Consider the following 17,085-nt stretch of genomic DNA (forward strand, 5'->3'; position numbering starts at 1 on the left):
AAGATTACAATGATGTTTTTTATTTTTCCAAATCAAAATCGTTCGTCATTTTTTTTAGGGACACATAGATATGTAAAATAACAAGAATTTTCTGAAAATTATCCTTTTGTTTCTCTCATGAAGATGTTAGAATGGTTGTTAAACTATAAAGGGGTGGTTATTTGTTAGAGAAATTCTTGGACATGTCGTTAGTTCAACGTATTGGTTGTGGTATTTTAATTGGTATAATATTAGGTATTTTTTTACCTACCTGGGGATTTATTGCTTTATTGGGAACGTTGTTTGTTAGCTGTTTAAAAGCGATTGCGCCGCTTTTAGTGTTTTTCTTAACTGCAGCTTCAATTGCAAAACATAAAATGGGGAATGAGACATTCGTAAAGCCGATTTTAGGATTGTATTTAGGGGGGACTTTTTTAGCGGCTTTTGTGGCGGTGATCACTAGTTCGATTTTTACGGTACCGATTACTCTGCAGGAAACTGCTTCGGAACAAGCGCCTCAAAATATTGGGACTGTTTTATCAACGATGCTGACCAATGTCACTCAAAATCCGATTCAAGCAATTATTGACTCTAATTATTTAGGTGTGCTATTTTGGGCGGTATTATTAGGATTGGCATTGCGGACACGTACGGAAGCAACGAAAGAAGTTATCGATCAGATTTCGGTCGCATTGTCACAGGTCGTTCAATTAATTATTTCTTTCGCTCCGATCGGTATTTTGGGGTTAGTCTATGAATCAATTGCAACAACAGGTCTTTCTGGACTGACCGAGTATCTCCAATTAGTTCTTGTGTTAGTAGGTACGATGCTCTTTGTTGCTTTGATCATCTATCCATTACTTACTTTTTTGTTTATCAAAGAAAATCCCTATCCATTAATTTTCTTTTGTTTAAAAGAAAGTGCAATCTCTGCTTTCTTTACGCGTAGTTCTGCGGCGAACATTCCGATCAATATGATGTTGGCAGAAAAACTGAAATTAACAAAAGAATCTTATGCCATTTCGATTCCATTAGGAGCAACGATCAATATGGGGGGAGCAGCAGTGACAATTACAGTGATGACGTTAACGACTGTTCAGGCACTAGGTATCGAAGCTTCTTTTGGCTTAAAATTGATTTTAAGCATCTTGGCGGCTTTAGCTGCTTGTGGTGCATCTGGCGTAGCTGGGGGTTCATTACTATTGATTCCTTTGGCTTGTAGCTTATTTGGCATCTCAAATGATATTGCGATGCAAGTGGTAGGAATCGGGTTTATTATTGGGGTCATCCAAGACTCAGTTGAGACAGCTCTAAATTCTTCCAGTGACTTACTATTTACCGCAATTGGTGAACTAGGTGCTAGAAAAAGAAATGGCGAGGATGTTTCGATCAAAAGTCGTTTGAGTGAATTGCAATAGAGGAATCTTTCTATTGTCATTTGTTAACAGAGTTATCACAAAAGGTCGGTCCTTCTTCTACGGTGATTGGAGGGACCATTCTCAATACGATCATCGTAGAAGTTTGTGAAGAGTTGATTTCTGAGGGAGTGAAACACCCACCGATTTTTTATTCTGCCAATATAGATGGTGGTCATCAATTGAATGCTGAATTATTTGAAACGTACAAAGAGGTCATTCATTATCCATTCACTTAAACTAGCTCGTCGTGAGCCATTGATTTTAAAATGATAACGTTTTTGAGAATATAGTTAATAAGCTATATCAAAGCAAAAAATCCTTTGATCCTAAACCACTGAGTGTGACAGAATCAATAGGATTTTTTGTTTTGCAATTAAATTGAAAATGTTATTCTGTATATAAGAATAAAAGTGTTTTGGAGGAGTACATGGTTTTTTTACGACGTTATGGGCTTTATTTTTTATTTCTAGGAGTGTTGAGTGATTTTTCTACACCTTATATTTTGGGCTTGTTCTATCCAGGCTTAGATCAATTGAGGCTGCCAATCAGTGTATTCGGTGACGTCACAAGTCCAGTGAGAACATTCTTTCTTGTTTGTTCTGTTTTTTCAGGCATCTTTTTTATCTTATCCTTACCTGCGCTGTATTCTTCGTTTGAAAAAGTATCTACTCATTTAGCGAAATGGTTGATTATTTCACTAGGTTTCTATGCGATAGGCGATTGCCTTTTTACAGGATTATTTAGTCTTAACACCCAAGCTACTTCGTGGGATTTCTCAACGTGGGTACATAATGTTGGTTCTAGTTTAGGTTATAGTGGCTTTCTTTTATTTCCGGTTTTTGCTTTATTACTCTATCGAAAAGAAGCGAATCAGCCAATCAGTCGAATGTATATCGTCTTAATAAGTTTGAGTCTGCTGAGTGCGATGATTTACGGAATGGCAAGGATCTCAGTGCTAAATCACCTTCCGCTATTGGATAAACTAGGTTTTTGTCAAAGATTGAGTTACTTCTTCAATTATTTAACGATCGTATCAGTAGGTATCAACCAACTAAAACGAGTGACAAAATAGCTGTTTGGTTGAGCGAAAGGGTTATTTCTAAACAATCGAATAAGCGAGCTTCCTGAAGGTTTTTTTCAGAGAATAAGCCGCGCAAGCCAAAAATAGGAGAGACTATTTTCGACTTGTGCGGCTTATTTCTCGAAAGTAGGTGCTTCTGCTACTAACTTGCTTAAAAAAATTTATAAAGGTGTTCTTACTTTTCTGCCAACTTAATTGGCAGAAATCTCTACTTTTTATTTTGGAAGCGCCAACATATACTTGGTTCAGAAAGGAAAATCAATCATATGAAAACGAGAACGATTGAGTTACTTCAAAGATTTAGCGCATATCATTATCCAATCAAAGCGGAACAATTAGCGTTAGAGTATCAAGTCAGTCAACGAACGATTCGTCAAGATGTGCTGGATGCCAATAGTTGGTTGCGAGCCAATCAGTTGGGAGAAATCCAAACGGTTCGTAAGCAAGGGTTTCTGTTGCGTTTAAGCGATGAGGAAGAAAAAAGACTGGCAGAAGCATTGGTGACTTATCAAGAGGAGTTGTTGAATCGTGACGAGAGGACCTTTGATTTAGTGTTATCAATTGCTTATGAGCAACAGCCAGTTTATTTGAATCGTAAGGAAGAAGCATTCATGATCTCGAAAAGTACGATGGACGAAGATATGCGTCGTTTGCGAGCGGATTTGATCAAATACGGTATCGAGATCGTGAGTTTTGGTAGACAGGGATTAGTTTATAAAGGAGCGGAGCGCTCCATCCGCACGATGATTTATGACTTGATCAATAAGAATCTAGGAAGAATTGATTTTTCAGCAAGAAATGGTACGAAAATCACTGCGGCTCAAAGAATTTTCCAACAGTATTTTCCACCTTCGGAGATTGTAAAGCTCGAAGCCATCTATACAGATACTATGATCAGACAAGAAGATGATATCTACAAAAATCAACTGTTGCTGTTTACGATGATTTGGGTCCAGCGAGTCAGAAAGCATGAACTTATTGCAGCCATCAATTGGAAAAATAGTAACGAAAAAAAAGACGGTTTCACTGACTTTATTGAAAAGGTCATCGTTGAGTTTCGTTTGACAGACGTTCCGCCGGTTGAAAGAAACTACCTTCGTTTTACGATCGAGACATTCAGTTCAAAAGATATCAGTAATTCGTTGGAATGGGTCCAAGCACAACTGTTGACGATCCAACTGATCCAATTCGTCGAGGAACAGACCCGTATCCCATTTCACTTAAAAGAAGAAATCCTGTGTGAAAACCTTTATAAACATATGACGGCTTTGATCATTCGCATCAAACATCGAATCCAAGTCACGAATCCTTTGAAAGAAAATATTCGGGCCAATTACCGCCCCATCTATGAAGCAGTTGAATTATTTGTCCCAACGATCGAGGAAGTCATTGGTGGAGAGATAATCGAAGATGAACTTGCTTTTCTAGTGATCCATTTTTCGACGATTGCTAGCACGATCAAACAGAATGTCATGTACATGTATAAATCAGTGGTGGTTTGTCACCATGGATTGGCAACAGGCAATCTATTAGCAGAAAATTTAAAAGAGCAGTTCCCACAAATTGAAGTTGTCGCGGTATTAAGTTCTAAAGAAGCGGAGTTGGTGGATAAGTTAGATGTCGACTTGATTTTCAGTACGTTCCAATTATCAAATCAGAACAAACCGCTGCTTGTGTTGGAGCCTATTTTAACCGATGCGAATCGTCCGATCATTGCAGATTTTTTAAATGCTCACCAAAAGGTCCAACGACTGATTCCGACAGAGAGTGGGCAAACAGAATTGTTTACCGACGTCTTGCGGATCGTGGAAGAAAGTGGAGGCAAGATCGATCGGCCAATCTACACCAAATTAGAAACATTATTTGAGCAAAATCATTTAGAAATCAATAAAAGGGAGATCCAACCAATGCTAAAAGACATTTTGACAGATAATCATATATTGATCCAAGAACACGTAGACAATTGGCAAGAAGCGATTGAACGAGTGGCTAAACCATTGTTGAAAGAAAATATCGTTGAGTCAAGTTATGTTGATGCGATGGTTCGTGCAGTAGAAGAGTATGGCGCCTATATCGTTATTGGCAAGCATCTGGCATTAGCCCATGCCAGACCAGAAGATGGCGTCAATAAGTTAGGGGTGAGTGTCGCGACAATTCGTCAGCCAGTTGATTTTGGCAATGAAGAGATGGATCCGGTTAAAATCATTTTCTGCTTGGCAGCGGTGGATTCATATTCCCATCTGACAATCATGAAGGAGTTGATCGAGTTGATCAATGACGAAACGAAATTGACTCGTTTGATCGAAAGTTCTAATGTAGATTCATTTAAAAAACGACTATTTAAGTAGCTAAAAGGAGAGAGTGGAATGAACAAATTGAATATTTTATTTGTATGTGGCGCAGGACTAGGAAGTAGTTTTGCCGCTCAAATGTCAGCCGAGGATGTATTGAATAAATTAGGAGTAACAGCTAAGCTGGATCACTGCGATATCTCTTCGGCCGTTTCGATGAAACCGGATGTGATCATTACCGCAGAGAATTTTCGTTCACAATTTGAGAAATTTACCATTGATCCGACAACAGCCATGATTTACTTGAAAAATATCGTCTCAAAAGTTGAGATCGAAGAGAAGTTAACACCAGTTTTACAAAGTAAGGGAGCTATCTAATCAAAAAAATAGGGGGAGAAAACATGGGTGTTATCAATTTTATTATCGAAAATATTTTGACTCAAGCATCGATCACGATTGCCTTGATTGCGATGCTAGGCCTGATCCTGCAAAAGAAATCAACGGGTCAAATTATTTCGGGTACATTGAAAACATTGCTAGGCTTTCAAGTTTTAAGTGCGGGTTCGAGTATCATCGTCGGTAGTTTGACATATTTTGGGCAAATTTTTACCGAAGGGTTCCAAATGGAAGGAATCATCCCGTCAATTGAAGCAATCAATGGTCAAGCAATGAATGAACTTGGTCTAGGTAGAGATATCGCGTTAACCTTTCTAGCTATTTTTATCTTTAATATCTTACTTGCCCGTTTTACGAAGTGGAAATATATCTTCTTGACTGGTCAAGCCATCTTATGGATGGCGACGATGACCACTGTATTTGGGTACTTCGCTGGGTTACGTGGGTTTGTCTTGATTTTAGTTGGTGGTTTCATTGGGGCAGTGTTTGCTATTGCGATGCCAGCGATGGCGCAACCAATCATACGTAAGGTCACCGGTTCAAACGATATTGCTTTAGGGCATTTTTGTACGATCGGCTATTTATTTGAGGCTGGGGTAGCAAAAATCTTTGGTGAAAAAGGCGAGAACAAGAAATCGATTGAAGACATTAAATTGCCTGCTCACTTTGAATTTTTACAAGATACGTATTTATCAGTCATGGTGGTGATGGTACCACTTTATATCGTGACTGTGTTGTTTGCAGGAGAGACGTTTGCGGCTGAGCTATCAGGGGGCCAAAACTACATCATGTTTGCCTTTTTACAAGCCATCCAGTTTGTTGTTGGTGTATACGTATTACTTTCAGGGGTACGTTTATTACTAGGCGAAATCGTTCCAGCTTTTCGTGGGATTGCGATGAAACTAGTTCCTGATGCGATTCCAGCGTTAGACTGTCCGGTGTTCTTCCCTTATAGTCCGAATGCAGTGATTTTAGGGTTTATCACAACAACGATCGGTACGGTCATTGCGATGTTTACGTTGCCGATGTTTGGATTAGCGATGATTCTGCCAGGGATGTTGACGAATTTCTTTGCTGGGGGGACAGCGGGTATTTTTGGTAATGCAGTTGGGGGACGACGAGGAGCAATCATTGGTGGCATCGCTCATGGCTTCTTTATTACCTTGTTGCCAGCATTACTAGTAACGATTTTCAATTCAATGGGATTTGTTAGTGCGACAGCGACAGATGTCGATACAGTAGTGGTAGCACTACTGTACGCTTGGATCTTAAGTCCGATTTTAAAAGCATTCTAATGTGAAAGTAGGGAGCATAATGTTTGGTTTTTTGAAAAAGAAAAAAGAGCAACATGAAGTAATACAGACGCTTTCCATCGAAGAAAAAGAAGAACTTCAAACAGCGATCGAACGACTAAAGAAAGAGATCGACCAGACAGAAGAAACAGACCAACGAGCGGTTCTTTTTGAACAAGTAGGACTAAAACTCGCTGAGTTAGGGGATAACGATCAGGCAATCGAACAGCTTGAGAAAAGTTTATCACTGAAGAAAAGTATCAATGATGGGTATAAGAAGTTGATGTCTTTATATAATGCAAAAAGAGCAGAAGCTGCACGAGCTGGGGACGATCAAGGAATTGATCATTATATGGGGAAAATGGACGAGATGCGACAAATTGCTAAACAACTCACGATTACAGGGAATAAATAAGAATAAAGGTGGCTATAAAAAAATGTATACGACATTAAAAGAGGTAACAAAAACAGCAGAAGCTTTGAATTTTACCGTGGGCGCATTCAACACGCATAACTTAGAGATGTTGCCAGAAATGTTACGAGCAGCCAAAGAAATGGGTGCGCCGATCATTATCCAAACAAGTGTGGATACGGCGAAATATATTGGGATGAATGTCTTAGTCAATGTAGTGAAAACGATCGCTGAAGAAGAAATGGTGGATGCTGTTCTTCATCTGGATCATGCGCGTGATTTCTCTGATATCAAGCAAGCAATCGATAGCGGTTATACTTCAGTAATGTATGATGGTTCCCATTTACCTTTTAAAGAAAATATCTTGAAAACAAAAGCAGTCGTTGAATACGCCCACGCTCGTGGTGTCTCAGTGGAAGGGGAGCTAGGAACGATTGGTGGGACGGAAGAAGGAATCCATGTGGCAGAAGATGATAAAGTGTATACGAAACCCGAGGATGCGGTAGATTTCGTAGTAGCAACTGGAGTAGACGCATTAGCAATTGCTATTGGAACAAATCATGGGCAATTCAAATCAAAAACAGAAGTCAATCTACCACTCCTGAAAGAAATCGACACAGTAGTCGATGTTCCCTTGGTCATCCACGGCGGTACTGGAGTGAAAGAGGAAGATTATCCAGAGTTGATCAACCATGGAATCCGTAAATTCAATGTTGGGACAGAGCTACTTGTCAACTGGACGAAAACCGCAAAAGAAAGCTTTGGTGAAACAGAAGTCAGCCGATCATTACGCCACAACGTGATCCCAGCCAACGAAGCAGTAAAGGCAATCATCAAACATAAAATCGGCCTGTTTTTGAATACAGGAAGTGAGATCTATGCAGGAAAGAGCTAAAATGAAAAAATATTTGTTTCTTTTGGCAGGAAGTCCGGGAACAGGAAAAACTTATTTGATGGAACGACTGTTCGAACGGTTTCCAACGATGTATCGTCTTACCTTAGATGAAGTCAAAGAGTATTACGCTGAATCAATTGGGTTCGATAATTTAGCTGAACGAGCAGAGCAAGAAAAAAACAAGGTGTATCCATTCTTTTATCAGGCGTTGGAACTGTACATGGAAGCTGGGAAGAAAGTGATTGTTTCAGAGTATCCTTTCAGTGACAAACAAAAAGGACCATTAGAAGCGTTATCAAAAAAATATGGCTATGAAGTGATCACGATTCGCTTGCACGCAGATTTTGAGGTACTATGGCAACGACGTTATAAAAGAGATCGTGATCCTGAACGTCATTTGAGTTATATCATGGACCATTATCATTATGGGGATACGTTGGACGATCGATCGTTAGGAACCAATCATATCACCAAAGAAGAATTTAGAGCTGTTATAAATGATCGAAAGTATGAACACTTTGAACTTGGAACGCTTTATACATTCGATGTGACTGATTTTACCAAAGTGGATTATACGCCGCTGTTAGACGAGTTAGAGTGGCGAGTGGCGAATGGCGAATGACCAATAAAAATTAATATCTAGTTGATTGATTCAAGTTTTAAAATGAATCGTAAAAAGTAAAAGCCTATCCTCCTATTTATCGAGAGATAGGCTTTTTTGTTTTTTATTACTAGATTTCCGTGCCATATGTCAAAGCGACTCTTTGGTGGATAACCAATCTGATAATTCCTTTAAGACTGTTTGGACTTGGGGCTCGTTTGTTTGTTTCAAAAAGTCATGTTCTAAATCATAAACTGGTTTGAATCGACTATTCGGGATCTGTTTACTTATCCTTTTACTTGAAGCAAACGGTACTTCTTGGTCTGAGGTGCTGGCGGTACTATAGCAAGGAGGAAAAGCTGCAAGTTCTTTTTCACCAATGGCATGATCCGACCAATCCAGTGAGTTCGGTAAGCGATAGTAAGCGGCTAAGATTCCTTGTTGTCGTCCATAGTGATAAAGTAAGGCGCGAGCCATCAGTGGATCGTCTGCCGTGGGTGTTTGTTGATCGATGCCTATAAGTATTTCTTCTGTTAATGTGTGTGTGGTAGGAGTGGTTTGTTTCTTCAGAAATTCAAAATCAGTATAGCCATAAAAGTTGATTAAAAAATTGGGCGCAATCTCTTTATCCATACGCAAATATTTGGTCAGGTGGAACATCAAATAACTTCCGGCAGAACGTCCGCAAATACCAAAGGGTTGTTCATGGATGATTGTCTTTTTTAAGGCATCAAAGCTTTCATTTAGTTTTGCAATGCTTTCTGTTACAGATGTATTTGGTGCCAACAGGTAATCAAGAGCTAGCAGAGTGTAGCCATGAGCTAAAAAGAGATCCTTTAGCGTATTGGGTAGGTCACCTTTGGATCCGTAAATCAATCCGCCACCATGCAAATAAAGGATATATTTCGGTGTATCACTCTGAGCAGGATAAATGGTTACTGTAATGTCATCGAGTAGTTGTTTGGTTTCTTTCATTTGCCTGTCTCCTCATTTTGATAATATAGGCGCCAATCTCATGATTGACCATTTGTAACGGATTTGTTAAATCAATTGATAAATAATCGGAAATTTTGTGGAGACGATAACGAATCGTTTTAGCATGTAAAAACATTGCTTCTGCTGTTTGCTTGTAGTTGCGATTGTGTTGTAAAAAACAATAAAAAGTTTCAAATAAGTCATGGTCTGTTTGAGCCAACTGCGCCAATTTTGGAGGGATTGCTTCTTGCAATGTTGCTATTTGATTCTCTCGAATAAAATGTTTGAATATGCCGATATCTTCGGATGTCACCACAGGACCGTTGTAAAATGAAGTATTGAAATTCAAAATATCCAAACATTCAAACAGCAATTCCTTGATTTCTTGTCGTGGTTTTGCTTGGCTGATGGCAAATGTTACTTGTTCATTTTCTGTGAGTATTTCTGCCATCACGCGTGAGATCTGATCTTTAGTGATAGGCCCTTCCGATTGATCAAAGTTAAATAAAACAGCTGAATATTGATGTTGGTCAAAGAAAATCGTTTCTTTTTTCAGTGTCCGTAAAAGTGTAAGGATGCGATTTTTCATTAATTGCGTTTGCATCTCTTTAGTTGAAAAGACGATTGTCTGGTAAGTATCTTTTGACTGCATATGTGCTTCTTGTAGCAAGCTATCTAGTTCTTCAGGATTTCGTGGTGTATTTTGTAAAATCGCATCAGCTAAATTATTTAAACGGGTATAGCGTTCTTTTTTCAATAGGCTTTCTGTATTGAATTTTTCTTGCAAGGCGTCAATGGCATTTTCGATAATGACTAGGTCGGTTTCTTTGATTTGTTTGTTGTTTAGATAAACAAGCAATAAGCAATTGAGAGAATAGTTATTGAAAATCGCGATCTCTAATGCATAACGTTTTTTCGAGTCTGTTTGAGCATAAAGTGTCAGTAAAGAATAATCGTTTTTCATGAAATCTGTTTGTGGTAGCGATTCACGTGAGAGTACGATGGCATCGGTTGGAATCATCCCTTCGCAAATTTCGATTTCTTTATCAAGCAATTTTAAGGAAAAAGGAAGTTCGATGATTTGATAAAACTCTTGCATGATCGTTTCCAAAGAAGAAAACTGCTTTTCTAGACGGTTGAATCTTTGGCGTGCTTCATAGTAGGTTCGTAAAGTATGGGCATGTGCATTGAGTAACGGCTCATAAATCGTTAATAGAATTTTTTCATAGCTGATCTCTTGACTGATTTTGATTAATGGGATTTCATATTTGAAGCATAACTCAATAAACCATTCGGGGATCACCTTGATAAAACGATCGGTTTTTAACACAAGACCACTGATCCCGATTTGACACATCTTGATGAAAAAATCTTCCAGTTCTTTTTCTGACAAGTCGTTCAATGCATAAAACGAGGTCAGGATCAGCTGATTTTGTTTGCTCCAATTTTCGATATCAATGGCTTCTAAGACCATTGCAGTTTCGACTTCATTATCTAAACCGATCTCATTCGTTAGAATCTTCCCTTTTTTTAGTTCACCTAGCAATAATAACTCCCTTAATTTCATCATATTCTCCTTTTTTCCTTTTATGGATAAAAAGTATAGCATTCTTTTAGAAATACGTCCGATGAAAACACTTTCTTAATCTTCTACAATGACAGTGTAAGAATGAATAAGGAGGGGCATTATGTTAGAAACGGTTGTTTTACCAAATAATTATCAAGATTCCATCAACTTGATGCTATTGACTAATCAAATCAATTCGCTTGAGGAAGTCAACATGAGCCAGATCATGATGGGAACGGATGCTAATAAAGACATTTTGAATAACACGTCACTTTTAACAGAAAAAGCACAAACTGCGTCTGCGAACGATTTGATGATCGTGGTAGAGAGTGAGGATGAATCAATCATGGAAAAGGTACTGTTAATGATTGATGATTTTTTAGCGGATCTATCAGCAAAAGAGACAGCGCAACCGAACAAATCAGTGACTACGTGGAAAGAAGCATTGAAACAATTGCCAGATGCCAATGTCGCCTTGTTTAGTATTCCGGGAGAATATGGTGCAGCAGAAATGGCACGTGCGTTGAAGAATAATCTGCATGTTTTTTCATTTACGGATAATATTGCGATCGAAGATGAAGTTCGTCTGAAAAAATTAGCGCATGAAAAAGGGTTACTGATGATGGGACCAGATTGTGGGACAGGTATTTTATCGAGTATCCCCATTGCTTTTACGAATGTTGTCGCACCTGGAAATATTGGCGTAGTCGGTGCATCGGGTACGGGTATCCAAGAAGTGACGACAATCATCGATCGTCTAGGTGGAGGTGTGGTTCATGCCATTGGTACCGGTGGTCGTGACCTGAGTGACAAGGTGGGAGCAATAACGGTCAAAGATGCAATCGTGGCACTTGAAAACCATGAACCAACAGATGTGATCTGTGTGATTTCTAAGCCACCTGCAAAAGAGGTACGTGACGAAGTAGTGCAATTATTGCAGAGTATTTCAAAACCAGTCGTTGCTATATTTTTAGGAGAAAAACCAACGAATCACGAAGGGAAAGTCTATCTGGCACACACGTTAGAGGAAACTGCCCGTATCGCTGTGGATTTAGCAAACGAAGCAACAGTGAAAAAAAATTACTTTGAAGCACTAGAACAACCGGATGTTTTGACGCTTGCTAAAGAAAAAGTCGTCAAAGGGCTATATTCTGGGGGGACGCTCGCAGCTGAAGCAGGCATGCTGATTTCAGAAGCATTAGATTTAGGTGGTTTGGTCAAAGAAGATGGGTATATCTTGAAATCTCAAGGGTATGAAGTGATTGATTTAGGAGATGATCGTTACACACAAGGTAAACCACATCCAATGATCGATCCGGAAGTCCGGATCCACAAAATAGAAGAGTACGCCAAGGAAGAAGCAACTGGTGTCATCTTATTTGATGTTGTTTTAGGGTATGGTGCACATGAAGACATGGTTGGCGCATTGTTACCAACGATTCAATCTGCGCAGTCAGAAGCAGAAAAAGCAGGACGAGAACTTTATTTCGTTGCGACAGTGTGTGGGACGAAGAATGATCCACAAGACTACCAAAAATCAGTGGAACGCTTGAAAGAAGCAGGTGTTTTTGTCGCAGAGAGTAATGCTAAAGCGGTTCAATTGGCATTGTTGTTAAAAGGCATCAGATTGTCTGAAGCAGATAAAGAAGTCTTAGCATATGATGGAAAAACAGTTGCTGTACCACAACCGAGTGAGCAAGTCATGGAGTTATTGACAACGAAACCGCGTGTAGTGAATGTCGGTTTGAAAAGCTTCACCGAATCGATTGTCACCTATGGTGGACAAACAGTCCAGTTGGATTGGCGGCCTCGCGCGAGCGGTAACAAGAAAATGATCAAAATTTTAGATGAGTTAGAGGAGCATCAGGAGCAAATTGACGAAGAAAATCAGAAAGTGACAGAAAAAATCAAGAACGCACAGCCATTTCTGGTCGATGTGGTCCCTGCAAAAACGGTGATTCCTGAATTAAATGATCCAAAGCAAAAAACACTGTTGCATGCAGGCCCGCCAATTACTTGGGAGGCGATGACTGGACCGATGCGAGGCGCGTGTCTAGGTGCAGCGTTATTCGAACGTTGGGCAGAAAACGAAGAAGAAGCATTAGCACTTTTTGAAGCAAATGAAGTGCGATTCATTCCTTGTCATCATGTACAAGCAGTAGGACCAATGGGAGGGATCACTTCTGGTGATATGCCGGTCTTCATTGTTGAAAACCGGAAAGAAGGCAATCAAGCTTTCTGTATCTTGAATGAAGGTATCGGTAAGGTATTACGTTTTGGTGCGTATTCCCAAGAAGTCGTTGATCGCTTAGATTGGATCAAAGAAGTACTAGGACCAACAATCCATCAAGCATTAGCATTCACCGAGGAAGGATTGAATCTAAATGTTTTGATCGCCCGGTCGATTACGATGGGTGATGAATTCCATCAAAGAAATATTGCTGCTTCTTTGAATTTTCTGAAAGAAATCGCTCCATTGATCATTCAAACGGAGATTCCTGAAGAACAAAAATATGATGTAATCAAGTTCTTAGCAGATACGGATCAATTTTTCTTGAACATCATGATGGCTACGGGAAAAGCAATCGTCGATGGTGCGCGCCAAGGGACTAAAGGAACGATCGTGACAACGATGACACGTAATGGTGTTGATTTTGGTGTTCTAATCGCAGAAACAGGCGATACATGGCATCTAGCGCCTGTAAACACACCAAAAGGCTTGTATTTTACAGGATTCAATGAAGAAGATGGTAATCCCGATATTGGCGATAGTGCTATCACAGAAACTGTCGGTGTAGGTGGAATGGCCATGGTGGCAGCACCAGGTGTGACCCGTTTTGTTGGTGCAGGTGGTTTTGAAGATGCGTTAGCAACCTCAAATGAAATGGCGAAGATCTGCGAAGGGCACAATCCAACGTTTTCTATACCAACTTGGGATTTTCAAGGAACTTGCTTAGGAATCGATATTCGCAAAGTGGTGGAAACAGGAATCACCCCTGTTATAAATACTGGGATCGCGCACAAAAATGCTGGAGTGGGACAAATTGGCGCAGGTACAGTTCGGGCACCACTCGCTTGCTTTGAACAAGCCTTAGAGGCCTATGCTAAGGAGCTAGGGATCAACGTTGAGTAATCAAGAAATTCAAATGAGCGAGTATTTATCTCCACTTTTGCAATTTGGAAAAATAGGTGTGATCCACAGCGTATTTGAGCATTCCTTTAATGTTGAAATCAATCAACAATTGATCAATATCGCCTGTTTTCATGAGTATCTATCTAGTTTTGGTATCAATCTTCCTGAAGATCGATTTAACACACTTGCTTCGGCTCTTCAAACAGGAAATCGTGTAAAAATAAATGAAGATCAATTGACGATCTACAGTACTTCAAGTGTCAGACAAGTGACATTAAAACCGTGTCGGCTGGTTCCGCTCAACGTCTTCAAGTTAGGGCTATCGAAAAAACCACTACTTTTATTGAAACCATTTTTGGCTGAAAAAAACTGGCAGACAAAAATCGGGTTACCGGTAGATAAACGTGCATCGACACTGTTTGCTCGAATGGCACAGCCAAACAGAGAGTGGACGACAACTGAATGGCAAGAAGTCGTTGGTTATCTTTTAGGCAGAGGCAAAGGATTGACGCCTAGTGGTGATGACCTATTGATGGGCTATCAGCTTGTTTTAGGGACTGTTTCAGATCCCAGAGGAATCGCGCTAGCGGTTGCTCTGGGAGAAGCCCAAACGGCAACGACTGCAATCAGCCAAGCGTATCTAACTTGTGCGACAAAGGGGTACGCCAATTCACTAGTGCATCAATTATTTTCAGACTTAGCACAAAATCAAGAGGAGAAAATAGAAGAACAGTTAGAGAAAATCATGAGAATCGGTCATTCTTCGGGAATGGATCTAGCTTTTGGTATTTGGTTGGCGCTACAAGCAATCGAAGGAGAAGAAAGTGAGGGTGAAACATGGAAGCGAGTAAACAAAAACAAGCAGTAAGAGTCAGTGATACTTACTGGATCAAAGTAGTAGCAATCTTTTTTATTGGTTGGATCTTGATGTATGCCACACGAACGATTTTCAACCCGATCATGGGGGTTGTTGGGGAAGAATTCGGTTTAAGCAATACGCAATTAGGCTTAGCAAATAGTATCTTCTTTCTGACATATGCCATCGCTCAGATTCCTTTTGGGATCGTCGGAGACAAAATCGGACGAAAGTTAGTCATCACGGTAGGATTTTTACTTTTGGCAGTAGCGACATACTTCACCGGATTAGCCACGACGTTTATTTTATTCTTAGTGATTCGTGCAATCGCTGGGATCGGGCAAGGTGCTTACTACGGTCCACAGTTTGCCTTGTCGACAGAAGCGATTCCAAAGAGTAAACGGACGATTGGAAATGCCATCATTAATAGTGGTATGGCTTTTGGAACATCAGGCGGTTATCTTCTATCAAGTAAATTGGTCTTAGAAAACGGGGATGATTGGAGCAAACCTTTTTATCTTATGGCGATCCCTACATTGATTGTCGGCATTTTGTTTTATGTATTGTTGAAAGAAAAAGTGATCCGTCCGGGTGAAGAAGCAGAAGTGGAAGAAGGCCCCAAAGAAAAAATTTCTTTGAAACAGATTTTTACAAATCGTAACTTAGTAGCAGCCTTTATTTTATGTTTTACCAGCATTTATGCTAATTTTGTGATTCTTACTTGGTTGCCGCAGTTTTTGATTGCAGAACGTGGATTTACTGGAGCGAGTGTTGGCTTTATTTCTTCTTTAGTCCCTTGGGCATCGATACCAGGCGCCTTACTCTTTGCACGGATCAATGATAAGACAGGAGCGACGAAGAAACTAGTCTTTGTTTTGGTTCCGTTAGCAATCGTTTCAGTTTTTGCTATCGCTTTTGTTACCAATCGTACCTTATTGATCACAGTGCTGATTCTTTATGGATTGACTGGGAAATTAGCACTTGATCCGATCATGGTGACGTTTGTCACGAAACATGCACCAAGAGCAGCCTTAGGAACGACGTTAAGTGCGTATAATTTTATCGGGATGTCAGGATCGATTTTAGCTCCTTACGTTACTGGTTATTTAGCAGATACTTCAGGTTCGATGCAAGTTGGTTTTTACCTCTCTTGTGTCTTGTTGTTCATCGGATTGATTCTTTTTGCCCTATTGGCAAAAGAGGATCGTACACAAACGCTGAAGTAATAGAAAGAGGTGTAGGAAAGACATGGGATTAAATGTGATTGCTTTAGGTGGGAATGCTATTTTAGAAACTGATCCAACCGATAAAGGACAAAAAGCCGTAGTCGAACAGGCGGCTGAAGCTATTGCAGCTTTTGTTGAACAAGGAGAACAAGTCATTCTTTGTCATGGCAATGGTCCGCAGGTTGGCAATTTATTATTGCAGCAACAAGCAGGAATAAGCGAAAAAAATCCTCCAATGAGCTTAGATACATGTGTGGCAATGACGCAAGGAAGTATTGGCTATTGGTTACAACAAGCGTTAACCAATGCGTTTATGCAACATGGGCTCAATCAACCGGTCGTCTCCATCGTGACGCAAGTGCTAGTTGATCCGAATGATCCATCGTTTCAGAAGCCAACGAAACCGATTGGACCATTTTATACAGAAGAGGAGGCAAAAAAATCGGTACAAAATAATGGGGGAACATACGTGGAAGATGCAGGACGTGGCTACCGTAAAGTCGTTGCATCTCCTCAACCAAAAGAAATTGTGGAAAAAGAAGCACTCCAAGCATTAGTGGCAGCTAATGTTGTCACGATTTGTGCAGGTGGTGGTGGTATCCCAGTAATCGAATCATCTGGGCTTTATCAAGGCGTGGAAGCGGTCAATGATAAAGATTTCTCAGCAGCCGTATTGGCAGACGCTGTGGGTGCCGATCGTTTGATCGTTTTAACTGGTGTCGAGCATATCTATATCAACTATGGAAAACCAGAAGAACAAGCCTTAGGGACAATGACTCCCGAAGAAGCAAAAGAATACGTGACTGCCGGCCATTTTGCAGCTGGAAGTATGTTGCCAAAAGTAGAGGCAGCGGTCCGTTTTGTGGCAAGTGATCCAAAGCGTCAAGCAGTCATTACTTCCATTGGAAAATTGAATCATTTGACTGAAGGTGCGGGAACAGTGATTCAACAAACGAGGTAATG

General features: G+C 40.1%; 14 protein-coding genes and 1 pseudogene. 13 read left to right on the top strand and 2 right to left on the bottom strand.

Going from position 1 to position 17,085, the window contains the following annotated elements; all coding sequences use genetic code 11:
- The first annotated feature begins 161 nt into the window (after nt 1–161).
- From sstT to IGI79_RS01455, 9 genes and pseudogenes are all read left to right on the top strand, one after another.
- Nucleotides 162–1,397, top strand: a complete 1,236-nt coding sequence (gene sstT / locus IGI79_RS01415) for a serine/threonine transporter SstT (protein WP_019722851.1) — start codon at nt 162–164, stop codon at nt 1,395–1,397.
- A gap of 32 nt (nt 1,398–1,429) precedes the next feature.
- Nucleotides 1,430–1,633, top strand: a pseudogene (locus tag IGI79_RS01420) (hypothetical protein); the annotation flags it as partial.
- 191 nt (nt 1,634–1,824) lie between these two features.
- Nucleotides 1,825–2,469, top strand: coding sequence for a DUF998 domain-containing protein (locus IGI79_RS01425; RefSeq protein WP_438845626.1), 645 nt, complete (start codon nt 1,825–1,827; stop codon nt 2,467–2,469).
- 275 nt (nt 2,470–2,744) lie between these two features.
- A complete protein-coding gene (locus IGI79_RS01430) occupies nt 2,745–4,826 on the top strand; it encodes a BglG family transcription antiterminator (RefSeq protein WP_438845627.1) in 2,082 nt (693 codons plus the stop codon).
- Between the two features lie 18 nt (nt 4,827–4,844).
- Nucleotides 4,845–5,147: a PTS sugar transporter subunit IIB gene (locus IGI79_RS01435; RefSeq protein WP_010736508.1), complete on the top strand. Its 303-nt coding sequence runs from the start codon at nt 4,845–4,847 to the stop codon at nt 5,145–5,147.
- A gap of 23 nt (nt 5,148–5,170) precedes the next feature.
- The gene (locus tag IGI79_RS01440; protein WP_104871891.1) at nt 5,171–6,460 is read left to right on the top strand and encodes a PTS sugar transporter subunit IIC; all 1,290 of its coding nucleotides are present in this window, start codon (nt 5,171–5,173) and stop codon (nt 6,458–6,460) included.
- A 19-nt stretch (nt 6,461–6,479) separates the two neighbouring features.
- Complete coding sequence (locus IGI79_RS01445) at nt 6,480–6,872, top strand: hypothetical protein (RefSeq protein WP_104776440.1); 393 nt, start codon at nt 6,480–6,482, stop codon at nt 6,870–6,872.
- 22 nt (nt 6,873–6,894) lie between these two features.
- Nucleotides 6,895–7,764: a class II fructose-bisphosphate aldolase gene (locus tag IGI79_RS01450; protein WP_438845628.1), complete on the top strand. Its 870-nt coding sequence runs from the start codon at nt 6,895–6,897 to the stop codon at nt 7,762–7,764.
- Between the two features lies 1 nt (nt 7,765).
- Entirely contained in the window at nt 7,766–8,386 is a 621-nt protein-coding gene (locus IGI79_RS01455; protein ID WP_195273718.1) for an AAA family ATPase, read from the top strand.
- Between the two features lie 129 nt (nt 8,387–8,515).
- On the opposite strand, the gene IGI79_RS01460 is transcribed toward IGI79_RS01455, so the two are convergent.
- Both IGI79_RS01460 and IGI79_RS01465 read right to left on the bottom strand, forming a co-directional pair.
- A complete protein-coding gene (locus IGI79_RS01460; RefSeq protein WP_195273717.1) occupies nt 8,516–9,340 on the bottom strand; it encodes an alpha/beta hydrolase in 825 nt (274 codons plus the stop codon).
- A complete protein-coding gene (locus tag IGI79_RS01465; RefSeq protein WP_195273716.1) occupies nt 9,312–10,907 on the bottom strand; it encodes a PucR family transcriptional regulator in 1,596 nt (531 codons plus the stop codon). Before IGI79_RS01465 ends, IGI79_RS01460 begins: the two co-directional genes overlap by 29 nt.
- Before the next feature lie 121 nt (nt 10,908–11,028).
- Between IGI79_RS01465 and fdrA the strand changes: the two genes are divergently transcribed.
- The 4 genes from fdrA to arcC are packed head-to-tail and all read left to right on the top strand — an operon-like array spanning nt 11,029 to nt 17,083.
- Entirely contained in the window at nt 11,029–14,040 is a 3,012-nt protein-coding gene (fdrA, locus tag IGI79_RS01470) for a DUF1116 domain-containing protein (RefSeq protein WP_195273715.1), read from the top strand.
- The gene (locus IGI79_RS01475; RefSeq protein ID WP_195273714.1) at nt 14,033–14,908 is read left to right on the top strand and encodes a DUF2877 domain-containing protein; all 876 of its coding nucleotides are present in this window, start codon (nt 14,033–14,035) and stop codon (nt 14,906–14,908) included. The genes fdrA and IGI79_RS01475 overlap by 8 nt, the downstream gene beginning before the upstream one ends.
- Nucleotides 14,878–16,122, top strand: a complete 1,245-nt coding sequence (locus IGI79_RS01480; protein WP_104871897.1) for an MFS transporter — start codon at nt 14,878–14,880, stop codon at nt 16,120–16,122. The genes IGI79_RS01475 and IGI79_RS01480 overlap by 31 nt, the downstream gene beginning before the upstream one ends.
- A gap of 22 nt (nt 16,123–16,144) precedes the next feature.
- A complete protein-coding gene (gene arcC / locus IGI79_RS01485) occupies nt 16,145–17,083 on the top strand; it encodes a carbamate kinase (protein WP_195273713.1) in 939 nt (312 codons plus the stop codon).
- The last annotated feature ends 2 nt before the right edge of the window (nt 17,084–17,085 follow it).

The organism is Enterococcus sp. AZ084, assembly GCF_051714905.1.
Lineage (GTDB): Bacteria > Bacillota > Bacilli > Lactobacillales > Enterococcaceae > Enterococcus_B > Enterococcus_B pernyi.

Coding starts and splice junctions, on each gene's coding strand:
- IGI79_RS01425 (WP_438845626.1), top strand. CDS start 1,825: ATGGTTTTTTTACGACGTTATGGGCTTTATTTTTTATTTCTAGGAGTG.
- IGI79_RS01430 (WP_438845627.1), top strand. CDS start 2,745: ATGAAAACGAGAACGATTGAGTTACTTCAAAGATTTAGCGCATATCAT.
- IGI79_RS01435 (WP_010736508.1), top strand. CDS start 4,845: ATGAACAAATTGAATATTTTATTTGTATGTGGCGCAGGACTAGGAAGT.
- IGI79_RS01440 (WP_104871891.1), top strand. CDS start 5,171: ATGGGTGTTATCAATTTTATTATCGAAAATATTTTGACTCAAGCATCG.
- IGI79_RS01445 (WP_104776440.1), top strand. CDS start 6,480: ATGTTTGGTTTTTTGAAAAAGAAAAAAGAGCAACATGAAGTAATACAG.
- IGI79_RS01450 (WP_438845628.1), top strand. CDS start 6,895: ATGTATACGACATTAAAAGAGGTAACAAAAACAGCAGAAGCTTTGAAT.
- IGI79_RS01455 (WP_195273718.1), top strand. CDS start 7,766: ATGAAAAAATATTTGTTTCTTTTGGCAGGAAGTCCGGGAACAGGAAAA.
- IGI79_RS01460 (WP_195273717.1), bottom strand. CDS start 9,340: ATGAAAGAAACCAAACAACTACTCGATGACATTACAGTAACCATTTAT.
- IGI79_RS01465 (WP_195273716.1), bottom strand. CDS start 10,907: ATGAAATTAAGGGAGTTATTATTGCTAGGTGAACTAAAAAAAGGGAAG.
- fdrA (WP_195273715.1), top strand. CDS start 11,029: ATGTTAGAAACGGTTGTTTTACCAAATAATTATCAAGATTCCATCAAC.
- IGI79_RS01480 (WP_104871897.1), top strand. CDS start 14,878: ATGGAAGCGAGTAAACAAAAACAAGCAGTAAGAGTCAGTGATACTTAC.
- arcC (WP_195273713.1), top strand. CDS start 16,145: ATGGGATTAAATGTGATTGCTTTAGGTGGGAATGCTATTTTAGAAACT.